20 protein-coding genes are annotated in these 21,212 nt (G+C 72.7%); 16 read left to right on the forward strand and 4 right to left on the reverse strand.

The features are described from left to right. The first annotated feature begins 187 nt into the window (after window positions 1-187). Window positions 188-313 carry a hypothetical protein gene (locus ACNAVT_RS22675; RefSeq protein WP_416299159.1) on the forward strand — a complete coding sequence of 42 codons (126 nt, stop codon included), beginning with the start codon at window positions 188-190 and terminating at the stop codon, window positions 311-313. Here ACNAVT_RS22675 and ACNAVT_RS22680 read toward each other — a convergent pair. Beyond that, window positions 291-1,043, reverse strand: a complete 753-nt coding sequence (locus ACNAVT_RS22680; RefSeq protein ID WP_416299213.1) for an FkbM family methyltransferase — start codon at window positions 1,041-1,043, stop codon at window positions 291-293. The genes ACNAVT_RS22675 and ACNAVT_RS22680 overlap by 23 nt on opposite strands. A 206-nt stretch (window positions 1,044-1,249) precedes the next feature. Then, entirely contained in the window at window positions 1,250-1,630 is a 381-nt protein-coding gene (locus ACNAVT_RS22685) for a YccF domain-containing protein (RefSeq protein WP_416299160.1), read from the reverse strand. 301 nt (window positions 1,631-1,931) lie between these two features. On the opposite strand from ACNAVT_RS22685, the gene ACNAVT_RS22690 reads away from it, so the two are divergent. From ACNAVT_RS22690 to ACNAVT_RS22720, 7 genes are all read left to right on the forward strand, one after another. Continuing rightward, window positions 1,932-2,579 carry a DUF7019 family protein gene (locus tag ACNAVT_RS22690; protein WP_416299161.1) on the forward strand — a complete coding sequence of 216 codons (648 nt, stop codon included), beginning with the start codon at window positions 1,932-1,934 and terminating at the stop codon, window positions 2,577-2,579. Beyond that, window positions 2,580-5,855, forward strand: a complete 3,276-nt coding sequence (locus ACNAVT_RS22695; RefSeq protein ID WP_416299162.1) for a protein kinase domain-containing protein — start codon at window positions 2,580-2,582, stop codon at window positions 5,853-5,855. Window positions 5,856-5,927: 72 nt separating this feature from the next. After that, window positions 5,928-7,043 (forward strand): M24 family metallopeptidase, encoded by a 1,116-nt coding sequence (locus ACNAVT_RS22700; RefSeq protein ID WP_416299214.1) that lies wholly within the window; start codon window positions 5,928-5,930, stop codon window positions 7,041-7,043. Continuing rightward, window positions 7,040-8,182: an acyl-CoA dehydrogenase family protein gene (locus tag ACNAVT_RS22705; protein WP_416299163.1), complete on the forward strand. Its 1,143-nt coding sequence runs from the start codon at window positions 7,040-7,042 to the stop codon at window positions 8,180-8,182. Before ACNAVT_RS22700 ends, ACNAVT_RS22705 begins: the two co-directional genes overlap by 4 nt. Before the next feature lie 21 nt (window positions 8,183-8,203). Continuing rightward, complete coding sequence (locus ACNAVT_RS22710; RefSeq protein WP_416299164.1) at window positions 8,204-8,578, forward strand: sigma factor-like helix-turn-helix DNA-binding protein; 375 nt, start codon at window positions 8,204-8,206, stop codon at window positions 8,576-8,578. Window positions 8,579-8,677: 99 nt separating this feature from the next. After that, window positions 8,678-9,187 carry an Lrp/AsnC family transcriptional regulator gene (locus tag ACNAVT_RS22715; protein ID WP_416299165.1) on the forward strand — a complete coding sequence of 170 codons (510 nt, stop codon included), beginning with the start codon at window positions 8,678-8,680 and terminating at the stop codon, window positions 9,185-9,187. Between the two features lie 533 nt (window positions 9,188-9,720). After that, window positions 9,721-11,199, forward strand: coding sequence for a CDP-glycerol glycerophosphotransferase family protein (locus ACNAVT_RS22720; RefSeq protein WP_416299166.1), 1,479 nt, complete (start codon window positions 9,721-9,723; stop codon window positions 11,197-11,199). A 131-nt stretch (window positions 11,200-11,330) separates the two neighbouring features. Here the strand turns inward: ACNAVT_RS22720 and ACNAVT_RS22725 are convergent, their stop codons facing one another. Further along, on the reverse strand, window positions 11,331-11,942 hold the full coding sequence (locus tag ACNAVT_RS22725) for a histidine phosphatase family protein (RefSeq protein WP_416299167.1): 612 nt from the start codon (window positions 11,940-11,942) through the stop codon (window positions 11,331-11,333). Window positions 11,943-12,150: 208 nt separating this feature from the next. Between ACNAVT_RS22725 and ACNAVT_RS22730 the strand changes: the two genes are divergently transcribed. Further along, the gene (locus ACNAVT_RS22730; protein ID WP_416299168.1) at window positions 12,151-12,345 is read left to right on the forward strand and encodes a CsbD family protein; all 195 of its coding nucleotides are present in this window, start codon (window positions 12,151-12,153) and stop codon (window positions 12,343-12,345) included. A 177-nt stretch (window positions 12,346-12,522) separates the two neighbouring features. Further along, the gene (locus ACNAVT_RS22735; RefSeq protein WP_416299169.1) at window positions 12,523-12,861 is read left to right on the forward strand and encodes a YnfA family protein; all 339 of its coding nucleotides are present in this window, start codon (window positions 12,523-12,525) and stop codon (window positions 12,859-12,861) included. Window positions 12,862-12,922: 61 nt separating this feature from the next. Here ACNAVT_RS22735 and ACNAVT_RS22740 read toward each other — a convergent pair whose 3' ends face one another. Continuing rightward, window positions 12,923-14,329: a KamA family radical SAM protein gene (locus tag ACNAVT_RS22740; protein ID WP_416299170.1), complete on the reverse strand. Its 1,407-nt coding sequence runs from the start codon at window positions 14,327-14,329 to the stop codon at window positions 12,923-12,925. Between the two features lie 156 nt (window positions 14,330-14,485). On the opposite strand from ACNAVT_RS22740, the gene ACNAVT_RS22745 reads away from it, so the two are divergent. From ACNAVT_RS22745 to ACNAVT_RS22770, 6 genes are read left to right on the forward strand one after another with little or no spacing between them, the layout of a single operon-like run. After that, the gene (locus ACNAVT_RS22745; RefSeq protein ID WP_416299215.1) at window positions 14,486-15,535 is read left to right on the forward strand and encodes a zinc-binding alcohol dehydrogenase; all 1,050 of its coding nucleotides are present in this window, start codon (window positions 14,486-14,488) and stop codon (window positions 15,533-15,535) included. A gap of 5 nt (window positions 15,536-15,540) precedes the next feature. Then, entirely contained in the window at window positions 15,541-17,112 is a 1,572-nt protein-coding gene (locus tag ACNAVT_RS22750) for an amidohydrolase (RefSeq protein WP_416299171.1), read from the forward strand. Next, window positions 17,109-18,671 (forward strand): lysine 5,6-aminomutase subunit alpha, encoded by a 1,563-nt coding sequence (locus ACNAVT_RS22755; protein WP_416299172.1) that lies wholly within the window; start codon window positions 17,109-17,111, stop codon window positions 18,669-18,671. The genes ACNAVT_RS22750 and ACNAVT_RS22755 overlap by 4 nt, the downstream gene beginning before the upstream one ends. After that, on the forward strand, window positions 18,668-19,429 hold the full coding sequence (locus tag ACNAVT_RS22760) for an OAM dimerization domain-containing protein (protein ID WP_416299173.1): 762 nt from the start codon (window positions 18,668-18,670) through the stop codon (window positions 19,427-19,429). The genes ACNAVT_RS22755 and ACNAVT_RS22760 overlap by 4 nt, the downstream gene beginning before the upstream one ends. Next, on the forward strand, window positions 19,426-19,824 hold the full coding sequence (locus ACNAVT_RS22765) for a hotdog domain-containing protein (protein ID WP_416299174.1): 399 nt from the start codon (window positions 19,426-19,428) through the stop codon (window positions 19,822-19,824). Before ACNAVT_RS22760 ends, ACNAVT_RS22765 begins: the two co-directional genes overlap by 4 nt. Beyond that, window positions 19,821-21,158 carry a glutamate mutase L gene (locus tag ACNAVT_RS22770; RefSeq protein ID WP_416299175.1) on the forward strand — a complete coding sequence of 446 codons (1,338 nt, stop codon included), beginning with the start codon at window positions 19,821-19,823 and terminating at the stop codon, window positions 21,156-21,158. Before ACNAVT_RS22765 ends, ACNAVT_RS22770 begins: the two co-directional genes overlap by 4 nt. Window positions 21,159-21,212 lie beyond the last annotated feature (54 nt).

Below are 21,212 nucleotides of genomic sequence, written 5' to 3' on the forward strand. Positions count from 1 at the left end.
GTGGCGCCGGTCACGTCAATCACGGCCAGGTAACGAAACATGGCTAAGTTCAAACCTTAAAAAAGCGGTGACGGTTTGACCGCGGCCTCCGCTGCCGGAGGTGGGCGTCGATCTCCCCGCCGAGCGGCCTCGATGCCCCTCCGGTTATCGGGTCGACCCGACCCGGTGTTCGGCCTACCGTGACCGGATGGGCGAGCGTCCTCCGATGTGGCGGTTGGACGTGGACGGCGTGGTCAACGTGTCGTGCCCCCGGCCGAACCGTGGCCTGCAACCGGCCGACCTGGAGCGGATCACGGCGTTCCTGGGCGCCTGAGACGATCCCCGGATCGGCAGTACACGTCGCCGGAGTTGGCCTCGTGCGGCAGCGCCCGCAGGTAGGCCGCCACCTCCGCCGCCGGCAGCCACTCCGGCAGGGCGAGGGCCATCTCGTCGCCGAGTCCGACGTTGAACCCGGTGAACCCGAGCTCGGTGAGCCGGTCGAGGCAGCGCGGCGCCAGCTCCCGCGCGATCGTGGTGAACTCGAACGACAGCGCCGGTAGCGGGTGGCTCAACCCGGCCAGCACGGCGTCCTCGAAGCCCTCCACGTCGATCTTCACGAAGGCCGGTGCGCCGCGTGCGGCGATGAGGCTGTCGAGCGTGGTGGCGGCGACCTCGATCTCGGCGTCCCAGGTCTCGTCCGCCCAGCCGCCGGCGCCGGCGGCCGCGCGGACGAAGTGGGAGGACGCGGTGGAGACCGTGGGGTTGGCGGAGTTGACGTGCAGCCGGACCCGATCCGCCCGCGCCCCGCAGGCCGCCTCGACCACCGTCACCTGTTCGTCGTCGCCGTAGAGGGCCCGCAGTGCCCGCACGCAGAGCGGTTGGGGCTCGACGGCCACCACCCGCGCACCGAGGCGGCGGAAGCTGCCGATCCGGTCGCCGACGTGTGCCCCGATGTCGAAGACCAGGTCGCCGGGCCGGACGAGGCCCGCGTAGAAGGCGTCCATCGCCGTTTCGCGGGCCGGGTCGCCGTAGTACGCGTCCAGCGACCGGCGCAGCGCGGACATGGTGGGGTCCGCCTTGAGTGCCTTGATCACCCCGAGATGGCCGCCCACTGCTCCGACCGTAGCCACGCCGGCGGGAACGCGAGGCCTGTTCGGCCAACCCGCCATTCCACCCCGGAGACCCAGCCTCCTAGGATGCCCTAGAGGTAGTGACCTCCATACGGAACCGGGGCGGGAGGATCTACTCCCGCCCCAGCACCGGTGACGCCTCAGGGAGTGTCGACGACCTCCTGGCCGAGCGGCCAGAGCGCCGCCGGCACCAGCTTGAAGTTCGCCACCCCGAACGGGATGCCGATGATGGTGACGCAGAGGGCGACGCCGGCGAGGATGTGGGACAGCGCGAGCCACCAGCCGGCCAGCAGCACCCACAGCACGTTCGCGAGGCCGGAGGCGATCCCGGCGCCCGGCTTGGGGACGAGGGTCCGGCCGAACGGCCACAGCGCGTACGAGGCGAGGCGGAGCGAGGCGACGCCGAACGGGATGGTGACCACCAGCACGAAGCAGATCAGTGCGGCCACCCCGTAGCCGAGGGCGAGGACGAGGCCGCCGCCGAAGACGAGCCACAACAGGTTCAGCACGAAGCGGATCATGGATCCATGGTGCCCGCGGCCCGCAACCCGGCGCCGGCCGGGGCGGTCGTCGGTGCGTCGAGCAGCAGCAGGGGAGTCTGCTGGGCCAGCGCGCCACCGCCTGACGGCGCCGCCCCCGCTCGTCCCGCACCGCGCGCCAGTCCGCATTGCGGGCCGGTGCCGCCTGCCCGTGATCGGATGGCGGACCACCATGACCACACAGGGCGGCGGCCTCGGGTCCCCGACAGTCATCCGTTGTCGTTGATAATGGACTGTGACCGGTCGGGTACAGCGGGCTTCGTGGTGAGCGGAGGGGACGCCGGTGTCGGTGCGCTACTACCTCTACGTCAGCGACAGCAAGATCGACATGATGCTGTCCCAGATCGACCCGGCGCTGACCAGGAAGCGGACCACCGAGCTGAGCGTCAACCTGCCGGTGCTGGGCGGCAGACGCGCCACGGAGTCCCCGGCCGCCGGCGAGCGGACCCGGCGACTGGAGCGGGTGGTGCGGCATCTGGAGGACCACGGCGACCTCGGCTCGGTCGACGACCCGGGCCAGTTCTTCTGGGGCCTGCTGCCGATGCGCTGGGGCCCGTTCCCGAGCGACCCGACACTGGTCTACTTCGCCGGGTCGACCCCGGACACGCTGGTGGGCCTGGGCGGCTCCGGCAACCACGTCCTCGGCGCCCCGCCGGACCCGCCGGCCGTGCCCCGGTCGCTCACGCCGTCCCTGCTCGCCGCACTCACCACCCACCCGACCATCCGGGCCCTGGTGGAGGCCGACGCCGACGGGGACGACCAGCCCGACCGGGCCGCGCTGGCGGCCGTGCGGCAGGCCAACGCGGCGATGCCGGGCCCGGCGCAGAACGTCGAGTTCGTCGCCAAGCGGCTGCTGCACGGGCCCGGCGCGGGCACCGACGGCCGGGCGGTGCTGCTCGGCACCCCGCTGTACGTCGCGCTGGTCGACTAGATGGGCGACGACTGGGCGCCGGGCGACATCGTCCTCGACCTCTACGAGGTCAGGGACGTGGTCCGCACCGGTGGCATGGGCCTGGTCTACCGGGTCCGGCACCGCGACTGGGACGTGGACCTGGCCGTGAAGACACCACGGGCCGAACTGGTCGCCTCGGCGGAGGATCTCGCCGCGTTCGAGGCGGAGGCCGACACCTGGGTCGCCCTCGGCGCCCACCCGCACACGGTCACCTGCGTCTACGTCCGCCGCATCGACGCGGTGCCCCGGGTGTTCGCCGAGTGGGTCGACGGCGGCACCGTGGCCGACGCGGTCCGCGACCGGCGGCTGCACCGTGACGGCGTGGGCCGGATGCTCGACGTGGCGATCCAGGCCGCCTGGGGCCTCGACCACGCGCACCGGCAGGGCCTGATCCACCAGGACGTCAAGCCCGCCAACGTCATGCTGGCCGACGACGGTACCGCGAAGGTGACGGACTTCGGGCTGGCCCGGGCCCGTGCCGTCGGAGCGGGGACGGGTGCCGGCCCGCTGGTCACTGTTCGCGGCATGACCCCGGCGTACTGCTCCCCGGAGCAGGCGCGGGGGGAGCGGTTGGGCGTCGCGACGGACGTGTGGTCGTGGGCCCTGACGGTCCTGGAGATGTTCGTCGGCCGCCCGCCGGTGCCGTACGGGCCGGCCGGGGCCGAGGCTCTCGCCCACCTCGTCCGCACGGGCGCGGGCGATCCGGCGATCCCGCCGCTGCCGGCGCCCCTGGCCGCCCTCCTGGCCCGCTGCCTGGCCCACGACCCCGGGGCCCGGCCCGCCGGGATGGCGGAGATAGCCACCGAGCTGCTCGGCATCCACCACGAGGTGACCGGAGCACCCTACCCGCGTGATCTGCCCGAGCCGCCGCGGCTGCTTGCCGACGGGCTGTCCAACCAGGCGCTGTCCCTGCTGGACCTCGGTAACCCGGAACGGGCCGACGAGCTGTGGCAGCGCGCCCTGGAGGCCGACCCGCGCCACCCGCACGCCACCTACAACCGCGGGCTGCGCCGGTGGCGCGCCGGGACGCTGACCGACCGGCAGCTGGTCGCCGAGCTGGACGGCGTCCGGTCCAGCGACGGGGGCCGCGAGATCGGCGACCACCTGCTGGCCCTGGTCCACCTCGAACGCGGCGACCGGGACGCCGCCGAAGCTCTGCTGCGTACCGTGCCGGACAGCGCCGAGGCCGACGAGGCGCGGGCGACCGCGCGCCGGCTGCCCGCCCCCCGCGAACCGGTCACCCTACCCGGCGGCGACATCACCCGGCGTGCGGTCGTCGCGCTCAGCGCCGGCGGCCGGGTGGCGGTCACCTCGTACGAGGCACGCAGCCTGCGGGTCTGGGAGGTCGACAGCGGACAGCTGCTGCGTACGCTGACCGGTCACGACACGGACGTCGAATCCGTGGCGTTGAGCGCCGATGGCCGGGTGGCGGCCTCCGGTGACAGCGCCGGGCACATTCTGATCTGGGACACCGGGCTGGGGCGGTGCACCGGAGCCCATCGCCTCCCGCCGCACGGCCTGGAGACGGTGGCGCTGAGCGCCGACGGCCGGGTCCTGGTCACGGCCGGGAGGGACGGCTCGGTGCGGGTCCTGGACGACCTCACCGGCGGCGGCTTCCGGCTGATCGCCGAGCCGTTCGGCGACTACGGGCCCGGGTTCGGCGGCACTGCGGCGATCACCGCCGACGGGCGGCACGTGGCAGCCTTCGACGGCCACCGGTGGCTGCTGCGCATCTGGGATCTGCGTACCGGCGAGCTGGTGGGCAACATGGACGGCCTCAACCGCAGGTTCGCGTTCAGCCCCGGTGGCGCGTGCGCGCTCGCCCTCACCGACGACGACCAGGTGCGGGTGCTGGACCTGGTGACCTGGGCGGTGGCGGACAAGGGCAGCGCCGCCGGGTGGGGCGGCGGCCCGGTCGCGGTCACCGACGACGGGCGGACCGGGCTGGGCACCGACTGGCAGTTCGGCCTGCAGACCTGGCAACTGGACGGCAACCGCTGCCGGCACACGAGCGAGCCCTACACCGCCGCCGACGTCGTGATCAGCGCCGACGGGCGCGTCGCCCTGGTGTCGGTCGGGCGCGAGACGGTACGGCTGGTGTGGCCGCCGACGGCCGGGCCGGCCGCGCCGTGGAGCTACACCCGTCCCCGGCAGCCCCGCCAGCTGACCGACGAGGCCGCCGCGGTCCGTGTGCACCTGGCCGCGGCGGAGCGGCTCATCGACGACGGCGACCACGCCGCCGCCTTCGACCGGCTGCGGTCCGTACGCGAGCTGCCCGGCTACCGTCGCGATGCCGACCTGCTCGCCTCCTGGCACCGTGTCGGGGCGGCCAGCACCCGGGCAAAGTTCGCCGGCGCCTGGCGGACGGCGACTCACGAACGGCTGGTTCGCGGCGTGTCGGCGGTCAGCGCGGACCTGCGGGTCGTCATCTCCGGCGACTACTTCGGCGCGGTGACGATCCGCGATCTGGAGAGCGGGCGCGCGGTGGAGGGATCGCACAGCCACGGCGCGGAGATCCGACAGGTGGCCGTGTGCGCCGACGGCCGGCACGCCGTCACCGAGGATGTCCGTGCTGCCTTCGTGTGGGATCTGGTCACCGGGCGGCGGACGGCTGTCCTGTCCCGGTCGGGCGACGCTGTGCTCACCCTCGACAGCACCGTCGACCCGCACCTCACCCTCACCCGTACGCCGCGCGGGCCGACCTGGCTGTGGCACACCCCGACGCGGCGACCCCTGTACGTCTGGCCCGGTCCCGGCGACCAGGCGGCCGTGCTGGCGGGTGACGTGGCGGCGACCCTCGACGAGCAGGGACGCGCCAGGGTGTGGGCCGGCCGGACCCGGCGTCACCTGCACACCGTCTCGTTTCCGCTGGTGGAGGTCGGTGCGCTCGTGCTCGGCGCCGACGGGCGGGTGATCGCGGTCGCGGACCACACCTTCGTCGCCGGCGGTGCCGTGTTCGTGGCGCACCTGGACGCCGTGGCGCCGCGGGGCGTGACCATCGCCCAGGACTCGGTCAACCGCCTCGCGCTGACCCCGGACGGCAGCCTCCTGCTCTCCGGGGGCATGGACCACCGGGTGCAGCTGTGGGACCCCTCGACCGGCGAGCGCATCTGCGAGCTGGAGGGCAACACCGAGGCGGTCTTCCAGGTCGCCCTGTCCGCGGACGGTGGCCAGGCGCTGTCGGTGGACAACCTCGGCACGGTGCTGCGCTGGGACCTGGACTGGGACTACCACCGACCCGGCTTTGCCCACTGAGCGGGCGGGGAGCCCGGGGGCCCGCCCACCTGTCTGCCTGGGATGGGCCGGAGCCCAAACGACCGTTAAGCTCTGGGGGTGGGAACCGACGATCTGTACCCGGCCGACCGGCTGGCCGCCGCGCAGCGCGCCACCGCCGCCGCCGGCCTGGACGCGCTGCTGCTCACCCCCGGCTCCGACCTGCGCTACCTGACCGGCTACGACGCGCACGAGGGGGAGCGGCTCACCTGCCTGGTGCTGCCCGCCGAGGGCGAGCCCACCCTGATCGTGCCGGTCCTGGAGCGCCCCGGGGCGGAAGCCGCACCCGGCACCGGCTTCCGGATCGTCGACCACGCCGACGGCACCGACCCGTACCCGCTGGTCCGCGCGGCGCTGCCCGGACCGGTGGCCGCCGTTGGGCTGGCCGACCGGATGTGGGCCGAGCAGGTCCTCGCCCTGCGCGCCGCGCTGCCCGACGCCACCCAGCGGCTCGCCTCCGAGGTGCTGCGTGAGCTGCGCATCCGCAAGTCACCCGCCGAGGTCGCGGCGCTCGCCGAGGCGGGCGCCGCGATCGACGCGGTGCATCGGCGGATGGGGGAGTGGCTGCGTCCCGGGCGGACCGAGATCGAGGTGGCCGCCGACATCGCCGCCGCGATCCGGGCGGCCGGCCACGTCACCGTCGACTTCGTCATCGTCGCCGCCGGGCCGAACGGGGCCAGCCCGCACCACGGCACCTCCGACCGGCCGATCCGCGCCGGCGAGCCGGTGGTGGTCGACATCGGGGGCACCATGCCGTCGGGCTACCGCTCCGACTGCACCCGCACCTACGTGGCCGGCGGTCCCGCCCCGGCCGAGTTCACCGACTACTACGCCGTCCTGCACGAGGCCCAGCGGGCGGCGGTGTCGGCGGTCCGCCCCGGGGTTGCCGCCGAGGCGATCGACGCGGTGGGCCGGGGCGTCATCAGCGCCGCCGGCTACGGTGATGCCTTCCTGCACCGCACCGGCCACGGCATCGGCCTCGACACCCACGAGGAGCCGTACGTCGTGACCGGCAACCCCCGGCCGCTGGAGGCCGGCATGGCCTTCTCGGTCGAACCCGGTATCTACCTCGCCGGGCGGCACGGCGCCCGGATCGAGGACATCGTCGTCTGCACGACGGACGGCGGGCAACGGCTCAACACCACCCCCACGGAGCTCATCGCGCTATGACTGTCGACCGGATCCTCCCCACTGACGAGGCCCACGACCTGCTGGACCTCGCCACCGAACTCGCCGACCGGGAGCTCGCTCCGAAGGCCGCCGGCTTCGAGGAGCGTGCCGAGTTCCCCCGCGAGGTGCTGCGCACCCTGGGCCGGGCCGGCCTGCTCGGCCTGCCGTACGCCGAGGAGCACGGCGGGGCCGCCCAGCCGTACGAGGTCTACCTCCAGGTGCTGGAGATCCTCGCCAGCCGTTGGCTCGCCGTCGCCGAGGCGGTCAGCGTGCACACCCTGTCCTGCTACCCGCTCGCCCAGTTCGGCACCGACGAGCAGCGCAAGCTGCTGCCGGACATGATCGGCGGGGAGCTGCTCGGGGCGTACTGCCTGTCCGAGCCGCAGGGTGGCTCCGACGCCGCGGCGCTGACCACGAAGGCGGTCCGCGACGGCGACGACTACGTGGTCTCCGGCACCAAGGCGTGGATCACCCACGCCCGGGTCGCCGATTTCTACAACATCTTCTGCCGCACCGGCGGCGCCGGCCCGAAGGGCATCTCCTGCCTGCTGGCCGACCGGAACACCCCGGGCATCCACCCGCAGGCGTCCGAGCGGACCATGGGCCTGCACGCCTCCCCGGTCGCCCAGATCGCCTTCGACGACGCCCGGGTGCCGGCCGAGCGGCTGATCGGCGGGGAGGGGATGGGTTTCACCATCGCCATGTCCGCCCTGGACTCCGGCCGGCTCGGCATCGCCGCCTGCGCGGTCGGCCTGGCCCAGGCCGCCCTGGACTACGCGGTCGGCTACGCGAAGGAGCGCCGGCAGTTCGGCCGGCCGATCATCGACTTCCAGGGGCTCGGCTTCTCTCTCGCCGACCACGCCACCCAGATCTCGGCGGCCCGCGCGCTCACGCTGGCCGCCGCCCGGCTGCGCGACGCCGGCCGGCCGTACTCGATCGAGGCGGCGAAGGCGAAGCTCTTCGCCACCGACGTGGCGATGCGGGTGACCATCGACGCGGTGCAGGTGCTCGGCGGCGCCGGCTATGTGGCTGACCACCCGGTCGAGCGGTACATGCGGGAGGCGAAGGTGCTCCAGATCGTCGAGGGCACCAACCAGATCCAGCGACTGGTCATCTCCCGGGCCCTCGCCAACGGTTGAGCCCGCCCGTAGCCTGGGCCGGTGACCGAGCCGACGGCGGCACTCGACCGCCTGTGGCGGGACGCGACCGGCCGGGAGAAGGTGGGCGTGCTCGCACGCACCCCGCCGGCCGAGGCCACCGGCGACGACCGGCTGTCGCTGCTCTTCGCCTGTTGCCACCCCAGCCTGCCGGAGCCGGCCCAGGTGGCGCTGACCCTCAACGCGGTGAGTGGCCTGCCGGCCGAGCAGATCGCCGCTGCGTACCTGGTCCCCGCCGCCACGATGGCGCAGCGGCTGGTCCGGGCCAAGCGGCAGCTACGCCGGAGCGGGGTGCGCTTCGACCTGCCGCCCGCCGAGGAGTACGCCGCACGCCTGCGGTCCGTCCTCGCGGTGGTCTACCTGGGAGGAGGCGCCTGACCACGCTCCGGAGGCGGTCCGCGACCGGACGACCTGCCGAGCGTGGCGTTCGGCGGGCGGGTGCGGCGTGGGAGCGCGTTTCCAGGTAGGTTGCACCGCGTGGAGGAGATCGACCGGGCCATCGTCGCCGCGTTGACCGGGGACGGTCGGCTGTCGTACACCGACCTCGCCGAGAAGGTGGGGCTGTCGGTGTCCGCTGTGCACCAGCGGGTCCGCCGGTTGGAGCAGCGCGGCGTCATCAAGGGATACGCCGCGCGCGTCTCGTTCGAGGCGCTGGACCTGCCGTTGACCGCGTTCGTGGCGATCCGGCCGTTCGACCCGTCGCAGCCGGACGACGCACCGGAGCGGCTGGCCCACCTGCCCGAGATCGACTCGTGCTACTCGGTGGCGGGCGAGGACTTCTACCTGCTGCTGGTCCGGGTCGCCAGCCCCGCGGACCTGGAGCGGGTGCTCCAGGAGATCCGGACCTCGGCGAACGTCACCACTCGGACGACCGTCGTGCTCTCCACTCCATACGAGCATCGCCCGCCGAAGGTCGGCCCGGATCCCGCGAATCAGCACCGGCTCCGTGGCATCTCGGCTGAGTCAGGGGGTTCGCGGGCGGGGTGACCCCGCTCAGCGAGCGATGATCACCTCCGCCGCCGGCCCGTCGAGGAAGATCGAGAACGGGCTACCCCGTTCGGCCGATTGCCAGGGTACGAATCTAGGATCCAACCCTGATACGTGCGGACGTGGGATCCGGATCTTGAGCGGACGGCAGGCCCAGGGCCCGTTTTGTCCGTGCTGCGTCGGCGCTCGAGTGGCTCTGCGTGTCATCAGCGGGAGGATGAGATGTACCGATTCCTGGCAAACTGGCGGGGCCGGGTGAGGCGGGTGCTGCGGATCGACCCGTCGTCGATGGGGGTTGGGCGATGACGGCTTCGAAGCCGGGTCGGTCCCGGTTCAGCGGATGGCTGGCGGAGGCGCGGACGTCGGCCGCCGGGGCGCGACTGCCCGCCTTGGCGGTCGAGGTGATGGCCCTCGCCGCTCTGCTGCTGGCGGCGGTGGGAAACTCCCGGCTCTGGGCGCTTCTCCCGGCCGTTCTGGCGCTCGCTCTGCTGGCCTGGACGTGGCGGGGCGGCTCGGTGTCCGCCGAAACGTCCGTGGTGGCGCGCATCCTCCTGCTCGGCTGCGCGTACCTGCTCGGCGCGGTACACGGCACTCTTGATCCCGCCTTGGCCGTTGGTATCGCCGTCGCAGCCCTGGCGGTTTTCAGCGAGCCGCTGTTGGCGTCCGTGTCCGATGCTGTCTACCCCGTCTCGGCCAACCTGCCCGGAAGCGGCTCACGGCGTGACGGTAGGCCCGACACAAGCCGCGTCGCGCTGGTCAACGGCGCCGCGGTTCTCGTGGCACTGCTCTGCGCGTTCACCAACGTCTCTGGGGTGATCGCGCTGGCGGTGGCGACCGCGGCGCTCGGGTTGGCCCTGTTCACCGGGTTGGAGGCGCTGAGGCGGGTGCGGGCGAGGCGCAGCAGTGAGGCGAAACTGCATGCCGCGCTGACCGCCTACGAGCCGGTCTTTCTCGTGCATTGGAACGCACCCGTCGGCACCGCCTACCAGCTCGGGATGTGGCTGCCCTACCTGGAACGCCTCGGCAAGAAGTTCTTTGTCCTGGTTCGCAGCCAAGCCAACTTCGACGAGGCGGTGGGTCTCACCAATGCCCCGGTGGTGCTGCGGTTGGGGCTGCAGCAGCTTGACGATGTCATCGCCCCGTCGCTACGGGCAGCCTTCTACGTCAATACCGCGACGATGAACAACCACGTTGTCCGGTACACACACCTGGCGCACATCCAGCTCAACCACGGCGACAGCGACAAGGTGCCGAGTCACAACCCGGTCTTCCGGGTCTACGACAAGAACTTCGTCGCCGGCCAGGCCGCGATCGACCGGTTCGCGGCCAACGGCGTGAGCATGCCCGCAAAGATGTTCACCATCGTCGGGCGCCCCCAGGTGGAGAAGGTCGCCATCGCCGCCGGGCCGATCGCCTCGATTACCAACCCTCGAGTCCTGTACGCCCCGACGTGGGCGGGCTTCTATGCCGACTCCAACTATTCGTCGCTGATCGTTGGCTACGACATCATCAAGGCGCTGCTCGCTCGCGGGTGCAGCGTCGTCTTCCGACCGCATCCGTACAGCCATCGGTCCCCCGAGTTGAGCCGCGAGTGTGAGCGCATCCGGACGCTGCTGGCTGACGACCGCCGGGCGAACGGACGGCCACACGTCTTCGGAGCCGAGGCTGAGGTGGAGATGACGGTCGCGGACTGCTTCAACGCGTCGGACGCGATGGTGTCGGATGTGTCGAGCGTGGTGGCGGACTACCTGTACTCGGAGAAGCCCTTCGTGATGGTTGCCGTCTCGGTGCCGGCGGCCCAGTTCCCGGAGGCGTTCCCGCTTGCGCGGGCGGGCTACGTGATCGACGCGTACGGCGGCCGGCTGCAGGGACTCGACGATGCCCTCGACGACCTCCTCGGCAGGGATCCCCTCGCCGCTACCCGCCACGACCTCAAGAAGTACTACCTCGGGGACATTCCGGCGGACCGGTACGCGCAGCGCTTCCTCGACGAGGCCTCGCGCTACCTCTGATCCAGCGAGCGGCGTAGCCGTCCACTACTGGCTCCGGTTCAGCGGTACCGCTGAACCGGAGCCAGTAGTCTGTGACGCGGCCGCGTAACCAGCGTGGTGCTGTCACCCGTACGGGAACCGATCGCCGCGGATCAGTGCCGAGCTCGCCGGTCGGGGCCGGTCGCGGGCGGCGGCGGAGCCGGCTGGTTCCACCGCAGGATGACCTGCCGCCCGTGCTCGTGACCGAGCACGCTGACGGTGGCAGTGTCCAGTCGCAGCAGTCCACCGGCGGACGGGGGCAGGCCGATCCAGCGGGCGCCGATCACCCGCAGGCTGTGCGCGTGCCCGACCAGGGCGACGTTGCTCCCGTCGAGCAGGGGAGCGATCCCGGCCAGCACCCGGTCCGCGCGCTCGCCGACCTGTGCCGGTGACTCTCCGCCGGGGCACCCGTCGGTCCAGATGTTCCAGTGCGGATTCTCCGCGTGGATGTCCGCGGTGGTGCGTCCCTCGTACTCGCCGTAGTTCCACTCGGCCAGGTCGGGGTCGGTGGCGTCGACGTCGAGCCCGGCGAGGTGCGCGGTGCACGCCGCCCGCTGCAGGGGACTGGACAGGACGCGGACGAAGCGGCGGCCGGCCAGCATCACGCCGAGCGTGCGGGCCTGCCGCTCGCCGTCGGGGGTCAGCTCCAGATCCGTGTACGAGGTGTGCCGGTGGCTGGCGCTCCAGGCGGTCTCGCCGTGCCGGATCAGCAGGATCTCGCTCACCGGTTCAGTCAACCACGCTGCGGAGCGCCGAACCGGGTCACCCGGGGCGGACCGGGCTCCAGTGAGCGCGCCGGCCGGACCAGCTGCCATTAACAGCCCATCTTCCTAGGATGCCCTGCGCGACGTGCGGTCCCTCACCCACGGTTTGCCGCGCCCGCCACCGGGGACGCGACAGGGAGTGACAGCAAGCCGAGGCTGAGGAGATGACATGGGCTTCACCGACAAGGCCAAGAACAAGGCTCAGGAGATGAGCGGCATGGCCAAGGAGCGGATCGGCGACGTCACCGACAACGAGAGGTTGCGGGCGGAGGGCGCCAACGAGCAGAGCGCGGCCCGGGCCCGGCAGGCCGGCCAGAACGTCAAGGAGGCCGGCCGGGACGCCCGCAACGCCTTCGAGAAGTGACCCGTGAAGCGGCGGCCCCCCGGGAATCCCCGGGGGGCCGCCGACGCATGGCTGGAGGTGGGATCCACTGCCCTAGCTCACGTCGACGCGCATCGAGCGCCTGGCGCAGCTGGCGAAGGTGGCGCCCGTGGTGCCGGTGGGGCGGGGTGGGCCGTGCCGGCCGGATAGGGTCGCGGGGTGATCGTCCTGCGTTCCCTGGTGTTGTTCCTGCTGGCCGCGTTGGCGGAGATCGGGGGAGCGTGGCTGGTCTGGCAGGGCTGGCGGGAGCACCGGGGCCTGTGGTGGGTGGCGGCCGGGGTGCTGGCGTTGGGGGCGTACGGGTTCGTGGCGACGTTCCAGCCGGACCCGAACTTCGGCCGGATCCTGGCGGCGTACGGCGGGGTGTTCGTGGCCGGGTCGCTGGCGTGGGGTGTGCTGGTGGACGGATTCCGTCCGGACCGGTGGGATGTGGCGGGCGCGGCGATCTGCCTGCTGGGCGTCGCCCTGATCATGTACGCGCCGCGGGGAGCTGAGTAGGCCGGGAAGGCCCGTCGCCCGGCACCCTGGTGCGGGGTGCCGGGCGACGGGTGGTGCGGGGTCAGTCGTTGCGGTGGGCCTCCCACCAGGCCTGTCCGGATTCGGGCAGGGTGTCGATCGGGTCGTAGTAGGCGTAGCGCTTGTTGAGCGCTTCGAGGTCGGCGGACTCGATCGAGGTGCGGTAGTTCTTGGTCCAGTAGGAGATGCCGCGTTCGCGGTCGTAGTCGGTGAGCATGTGGACCCAGCGCTTGCCGACGAAGGGGACGTCGCAGACGATGCGCGGGGTGGCGTAGCCGGGCAGGTAGCCCATGATGTCGTGCTGGAGCTGCTGGGCGTGCCAGACGGGAACCCGCCAGTGCTCGGCGTTGGGGATCATGTCGCACATGTAGAAGTAGTACGGCAGGATGCCCGCTTCGCCCTGGAGTGCGAAGCAGAGGTCGAGCAGGTCGCCGGCGGTGGCGTTGACGCCGCGCATGAGGACGCCCTGGTTGCGGACGTCGCGGACGCCGACGTCGAGGGCGGTCTGGGCGGCCTTGGCGACCAGCGGGGTGATGGACTGCCGGTGGTTGACGTGGGTGTGGATGGCGAGGTTGACGCCACGGCGGGCGGCGGTGCGGGCGACCCGTTCGAGGCCCTCGACGACGTCGGCCTGGAGCCAGTGCTGGGGCAGGCCCATGAGGGCCTTGGTGGCGAGCCGGATGTCGCGGATGGTTTCGATCTCGAGCAGCCGCATGAGGTACGACTCGAGGTTCTTCCACGGCACGTTGGCGACGTCTCCGCCGGAGACGACGACATCGCGGACGCCGGGGTGGGCCTTGAGGTAGGCGATGTGGGCGTCGTAGCGGTCGACGGGCTTGAGGGTGAGCTTGAGCTTGTCGACGGCGGGGGTGGAGTTGCCGACGAGGTCCATCCGGGTGCAGTGGCCGCAGTACTGCGGGCAGGTGGAGAGCAGCTCGGCGAGGACCTTGGTGGGGTAGCGGTGGGTGAGGCCTTCGGCGACCCACATGTCGTGCTCGTGGAGGCTGTCGCGGCTGGCGTAGGGGTGCGAGGGCCAGTCGGTGCGCCGGTCGGAGGCGACGGGGATCATGTAGCGGCGGACCGGGTCGGCGAGGAACGCCTCGGTGGTCATGGGTGCGAAGGGCACCATGGTGTTGAGCATCTGCGGGGGCACCAGCATGGACATGGTGGCCAGGGCCTTCTGGTCGGCCTCGAGGTCGGCGTAGAAGGTCTCGTCGACGAGGTCGCCGAGGACGGTGCGCAGCTGCTTGATGTTCTTGACGCAGTTGACCCGCTGCCACTGTGCGTTCTCCCACTGTTCGCGGGTGACGTGGCGCCAGCCGGGGAAGCGGGTCCAGTCGGGTTCGACCAGGGGGCTGCGGCGGTATTCGTACGGTTGTCCGGCGGTGGGGACGGCAATCGGCGCGGGGCGGGGCGCAGGGATGGTCTCCACGGGTTGGGTCTGGGTCACGGCCCCTCCTCGTTGGCGGTGCGGGTTGATCAATGGTCCCGAAGGCTACTGGAAAATATCCGGTGAAGAAATTATTCTGCCGGAAGTTTTCCCGCGACGCGAGTCCTGGTCGGGGCTTCGGGCGGCTTGACGGAGGGGGCTGGCGTGACGTCACCGGTGGGTCTGCACCGCGTCGTGGAACCTGCGGGGGTGCTGCCGCAGGCGGCGTGGCGGCTCGACGCCGATCCGCGGATCGCCTCGAACGAGGTGCGGATCCGGGTGGAGCGGCTGAACCTGGACGCGGCGAGTTTCCGGCAGCTGTCGGACAAGCACGGTGGTGACGGGGAGAAGGTCCGCGCCGAGGTGCTGGAGATCATCTCGACCCGGGGGAAGATGCAGAACCCGGTGACGGGCTCCGGCGGCATGCTGATCGGCACGGTGGAGGAGGCCGGGAAGCGGTCCCCGCTGGGGCTGAAGCAGGGCGACCGGGTGGCGACGCTGGTGTCGCTGACGTTGACCCCGCTGATGATCCTGGACGGGCTTTCCCGCTGGGACGGGCGCAGCGAGCAGGTGCCGTGTGACGGGTACGCGATCCTGTTCGCCCGGTCGATCGCGGCGGTGCTGCCGGCGGACCTGCACCCGGAGCTGTCGCTGGCGGTGCTGGACGTGTGCGGGGCGCCGGCGCTGACCGCGCGGGTCGTCGCCGAGCAGGTGGACCGGCGGCGGCGTGGGGGAGACGCCCGGCCGGTGCGGGTGGCGGTGATCGGTGGCGCGGGCAAGAGCGGGTCGCTGTCCCTGGCGGCGGCGCGGCGGGCGGGCGCTGCCCGTACGGTCGGGGTGGTGCCGGTGACCGGCGAGCGGGACGCGCTGGTCGCGGCCGGCCTGGCCGACGAGGTCGCGTTGGCCGACGCCCGGGATCCGGTGGGGCTGTCCACGGCGGTGACCACCGCGTTGGGTGCGCCGGCGGACGTGACGGTGGTGTGCGTGGACGTGCCGGGCTGCGAGCACGGGGCGATCCTGGCCACCGAGGACGGCGGCACGGTGATCTTCTTTTCGATGGCGACGAGCTTCGCGGCGGCGGCGCTGGGCGCGGAGGGCCTGGCGGCGGACGTGACGATGCTGGTGGGCAACGGGTACGCGCCGGGGCACGCGGATCTGGCGCTGGAGCTGCTGCGTGCCGAGCCGGGGGTGCGCCGTCTGTTCGAGGCGCGGTTGGCGGCAGACTGACTCCCATGACGAACCCCTCGACCTTGTACCGCGGTGGCATGCTGCACTGCCCCGCCGACCCGACCGCGACGTCGTTGCTGGTGCGCGACGGGCGGATCGCCTGGTTGGGTGCGGGCGCCGACGCGCCGGCCGCCGATCGGGTGGTGGACCTCGGCGGGGCGCTGGTGACCCCGGCGTTCGTGGACGCCCATGTGCACGCCACCGACACCGGGTTGGCCCTGTCGGGGCTGGACCTGTCCGGGGTGCGGTCGGCCGGTGAGTTGCTGGACGCGGTGTCGGCGTTCGCGGCCGGCCTGCCGGCCGACGCGGTGGTGCTGGGGCACGGCTGGGACGAGTCGAACTGGGGGGATCGGACCCTGCCGGACGCGGCGGCGCTGGATCGGGCGGCCGGGGGCCGGCGGATGTACCTGTCGCAGGCGTCGATCCACTCGGCGCTGGTGTCGCAGGCGCTGCTGGCGGCCTGCCCGGATGCGGCGGCCGCGCCCGGGTACGACGCGTCGGGCTGGCTGCGGCGTGACGCGCATCACGTGGTGCGGGCGGCGGCGCAGGGGTCGGTGACCCGCACGCAGCGGGTGGCGGCGCAGCGGGTGGCGTTGCGGCACGCGGCGTCGCTGGGTGTCGCCGCGGTGCACGAGTGCGGCGGCCCGGAGATCTCCGACGAGGAGGACTTCACCGGGCTGCTGGCGATCTCCGGCGCGGGGTTTCCGGAGGTGTACGGCTACTGGGGCGAGCTGCTGGGCGCGGCGCGGGCCCGGGACCTCGGGGCGGTCGGGGCCGGTGGTGACCTGTTCGCCGACGGGGCGTTGGGGTCGCGGACGGCGCACGTCTCGCAGGCGTACCTGGACGGGGAGGCCGGGGGGTGCGGGCACGGGTACGTGACCGCCGAGCAGGTGCGTGACCATCTGCTGGACTGTGCGGCGCACGGCATGCAGGGCGGCTTCCACGCCATCGGCGACGCGGCGATCAGCACGGTGCTGGAGGGGTTCGCGGGCGCGGCGGAGAAGCTGGGCCTCGACCGGTTGCGGGCGGCCCGGCACCGCGTGGAGCACGCGGAGATCATGAACAAGCGGCTCATCGCCGGGTTCGTGGAGTACGGGATCGTCGCGTCGATGCAGCCGGCGTTCGACCGGTTGTGGGGCGGCGCGGGTCGCATGTACGAGTCGCGGCTGGGTCTGTCCCGGTCGTTGGAGTCCAACCCGATGGGTGCGATGCACTCGGTCGGGGTGGCGTTGGCGTTCGGGTCGGACTCGCCGGTGACGCCGCTGGACCCGTGGGGTTCGGTGCGGGCGGCGGCGGCGCACCACAACCCGGTGCAGCGGATGAGTGTGCGGGCGGCGTTCGCCGCGCACACCCGCGGCGGGTGGCGTGCGGTGCATCTGGACAACGAGGGCGTGCTCGCGTTGGGCGCGCCGGCGACGTTCGCGGTGTGGTCCACCCCGGCCGGGGCGCAGCACGGCCTGCCGGTGTTGCAGGCCGATGACCCGGAGCTGCGCGGCGCGGACGATCCGACGCCGCAGCCGGTGTGCCGGGCCACGGTCCTGCGAGGAAACGTGATCTATGAGGAAGGTTGTTCGTGACGGGCAAGCTTGAGCTGGATCCGGCGCTGGTGGCGCGGGCGCGGGAGTTGGCGCGCCGCGCCGGGCAGCCGGTGGTGGACCTGGCGCGCAGCCACACCACGGTGTCGGTGGAGCGGGCGGTGCTGCGGTTGGCCGGGGTGACCGGCGCGGACCCCGACGGCATTCCGTGGGTGAACCGTCTGGTCGACGCGGTCGTCGCCGACACCGGCCTGGGCCATGGGGTGGCGGCGACGGTGTTCGACGCCCTCGCCCGGGAGCAGATCACCGATGTGACGCTGCTGGCGCAGAAGGCCGCCGCCGGGTCGGTGCGGTTCCAGCAGCCGACCGGCCGGGCCGCGACCGCGGCGCGAAAGGCCGCCCGCCGGGCGGTGGCCGCGGGGATCCGGCAGGTCGACCGGCGCCGCGCCGAGCGGGATCGGCTGGTCAAGCGGTACGGGGACCCGAAGCAGCGGCCGTGGATCTATCTGATCGTGGCGACCGGCGACATCTACGAGGACATCCCGCAGGCGCAGGCCGCCGCCCGAGCGGGCGCGGACATCATCGCGGTGATCCGCTCCACCGGGCAGTCGCTGCTGGATTACGTGCCGGAGGGCGCGACCCGGGAGGGGTTCGCCGGCACGTACGCGACGCAGGAGAACTTCCGGCTGATGCGGGCGGCGCTGGACGAGTCGTCGAAGGAGCTGGGCCGCTACGTGCGGCTGACGAACTACGCGTCGGGCCTGTGCATGCCGGAGATGGCCACGCTGGCCGGCCTGGAGCGGCTGGACATGATGCTCAACGACTCGATGTACGGGATCCTGTTCCGCGACATCAACCCGATTCGCACGTTCGTCGACCAACGGTTCTCCCGGCAGGTGCACGCCCGCGCCGGGATCATCATCAACACTGGTGAGGACAACTACCTCACCACCGCTGACGCCGTCGACGAGGCGCACACGGTGACCGTGTCGCAGCTGCTCAACGAGTACTTCGCGCACGAGGCCGGGCTGGCCGACTGGCAGTTGGGGCTGGGCCACGCGTTCGAGATCAACCCGGATGTGCCGGAGTCGTTCCGGCTGGAGCTGGCGCACGCGCTGCTGGCCCGGGAGCTGTTCCCCGACGCGCCGTTGAAGTGGATGCCGCCGACGAAGCACATGACCGGTGACGTGTTCCGCGGCAACCTGCTCGACGGGTTCTTCAACCTGGTCGGCACCATGACCGGGCAGGGCATCCTGCTGGTCGGCATGATGACCGAGGCGGTGGTGACGCCGTGGCTGTCCGACCGGGACATCGCCCTGCAGAACGTCCGCTACGTGCTGGGCGCGGCCGGTGGGCTGCACGAGGACTTCGTGCCCGCTCCGGGCGGGTTCATCCAGCAGCGCGCCCACCGGGTTCTCGGTGAGGCCGTCGACCTGCTGGACCGCATCGGTGACCAGTCGCTGCTGACGGCGATCGCCGAGGGCACCTTCGGGATCATGAAGCGGCCCGCGGACCGCGGCAAGGGGCTGGACGGGGTGGCCCGGCACGAGGCCGACTACTACAACCCGGCCACCGCGATCCTGGAAGGAGACCGCCCGTGACGGCCCCGGTGGAGAAGAAGATCGTGCGGCCGTACGGGGACACCACTGGTGACGGCATGGTGCAGGTGTCGTTCACCCTGCCGGTGCCGCACGACAAGCGGGCCGAGGGCGCGGCGATCCAGCTGGCCAACCGGATGGGCATGGACCCGGCGATGCTGGTGCACGCCAAGCAGATGAGTGACGAGTTCACCTTCTTCGTCGTGTACGGGCGGGTGAACCACCTGGTGGACCTGTCCCAGGTGCAGGTGGTGGAACGGGACTTCCCGCTCCTGTCGGCCAAGGAGGTCAACGCGGTGGTGAAGCAGAAGCTGCGGCGCAAGCTGTCCGTGGTGGGCGCGTGCATCGGCACGGACGCGCACACCGTCGGCATCGACGCGATCCTCAACGTCAAGGGCATCGCCGGGGAGAAGGGCCTGGAGTACTACCGGGAGCTGAAGGTCAGCAACCTGGGTGCGCAGGTCAGTGTGCCGGAGCTGGTGGAGGCGGCCCGGCGGGAGCGCGCCGACGCGGTGCTGGTGTCCCAGGTCGTCACCCAACGCGACGCGCACCTGCACAACACCCGGGAGATGTCGGCGGCGTTCCGGGAGGCCATGCCGGCCGGGAAGCGGCCGCTGCTGATCGTCGGCGGCCCCCGCTTCGACGAGACGATGACCGAGGAGTTGGGTGTGGACCGCATCTTCGGTCGGGGCACCACCCCGGGCGAGGTCGCAAGCTACCTGGTCCACGCCCTGATCACGAACAAGAAGGCGAAGGTATGAGCGAGCAGGATCCGCGGCTGGGACTGACCGTGACGCACCGGCGGTACGTGCCGTACTCGCACGCCCACTACGCGGGGAACCTGGTCGACGGGGCGTACGCGCTGGGGCTGTTCGGGGATGTCGCCACCGAGGTGTGCATCCGCACCGACGGCGACGAGGGGTTGTTCGCCTCCTACTCGGACGTGCAGTTCAAGGCGCCGATGAAGGCCGGGGACGTGCTCGAGGTGGTCGCGACGGTGACCCGGGTGGGCACCCGTAGCCGCACCATCGACTTCGAGGCCAGGGTCGTCTGCCGGGGCCGCCCCGACAAGGGTGAATCCGCGGCCGAGGTGCTGGCGGCGCCGATCGTGGCGGTCGCCGCGACCGGCACCGTGGTCGTGCCTGCGGCGGCGTGAACGCCGCCGTCTGCGCCGACGTCGGGTCGACGTACACCAAGGCGGCGGTGGTCGACCTCGACGGCGGCCGGCTGGTCGCGGCGGCGGCGGCGCCGACCACCGTCGGCACGGACGTGCTGCACGGCCTGGACGCCGCCGTCGGCGCCGCTACTGCCGACGCCGGTGTCGGTGACCTGCCCTGGTACGTGTGCTCGTCCGCCGGCGGTGGGCTGCGCCTGGCGGTCGTCGGCTACGAGCCCCTGGTGACCGCGCAGGCCGGCCGGCGGGTCGGGCTGTCCGCGGGGGCGAACGTCGTGCATGTGGCCGCCGGGCGGCTCGGCGCGGCCGAGCTGGCCGCGCTGCGCGCCGCCCGCCCCGACGTGGTGCTGCTGGTCGGCGGCACCGACGGTGGGGACGCGGAGGTGTTGACCCACAACGCCACCCGGCTGGCGAAGGCCCGCTGGCGGGTGCCGGTGGTGCTCGCCGGCAACGCCGACGTCCGTGACGACCTGCACGGGCTGCTCGCCGCCGCGAAGGTGCCGGTCACCGCCGCCGACAACGTGCTGCCGCGGATCGGGGTGCTCGCCCCCGCCCCGGCGCGGGCGGCGATCCGGGAGGTGTTCCTGCGCCACGTCATCGGCGGTAAGAGGCTGTCGCGTGGCGGCCGGTTCGCGCGGCTCGTGCGGGCGGCCACCCCGGACGCGGTGCTGACCGGGGTGGAGGTGCTCGCCGACGCCCTCGGCGGGGACCTGGCGGTGGTGGACGTCGGCGGGGCCACCACCGACGTGTACTCGGTGCTCACCCCGGACGAGCGGGACAGTGGGCCGGGCCGGGAGGTCGCCGGCACCCTGTGGCGGGCCCGCACGGTCGAAGGGGACCTGGGCATGCGGTGGAGCGCCCCGGGCGTGGTCCGCGCCGCCGCCGAGGAACGCCTGCTGGCCCCCGGGGAGTCCGACGAGCTGGCCGCCGCGGCGGCGGTGCGGGCCGCCGACCCCGGGTTCCTGCCCGCCGACGACGCCGACCGGGCCGCCGAGCGGCGCATCGCCGCGCTCGCCGCGACGGTGGCGTTGCGCCGGCACGCCCGCGGCGCGGCCACCGGTGAACGCGCCGGACGGGATCTGCGCGACGTGAAGCTGATGGTCGGCTCCGGTGGGGTGCTGCGGCACGCGTGCGCCGCCGACGCCGCCGAGGTGCTCGCCGCGGTGCTCGGCGACCAGGCCGGCGGGTGGCCGCTGCCCCGGGCCGCCCGCGCGGTGGTCGACGTCGACTATGTACTGGCCGCCGGTGGGCTTCTCGCCGCCGACCATCCACGGGCGGCGGCCGCGTTGTTGCGCCGCCACCTCGGCACGGATTGAGACGCGCCGACGCGACACGCCGTGGCGCAACACACGACAGGCCCGGGTGGGTTG

The sequence above is a fragment of the Micromonospora sp. SL4-19 genome (assembly GCF_047921475.1).
Taxonomy (GTDB): domain Bacteria; phylum Actinomycetota; class Actinomycetes; order Mycobacteriales; family Micromonosporaceae; genus Micromonospora.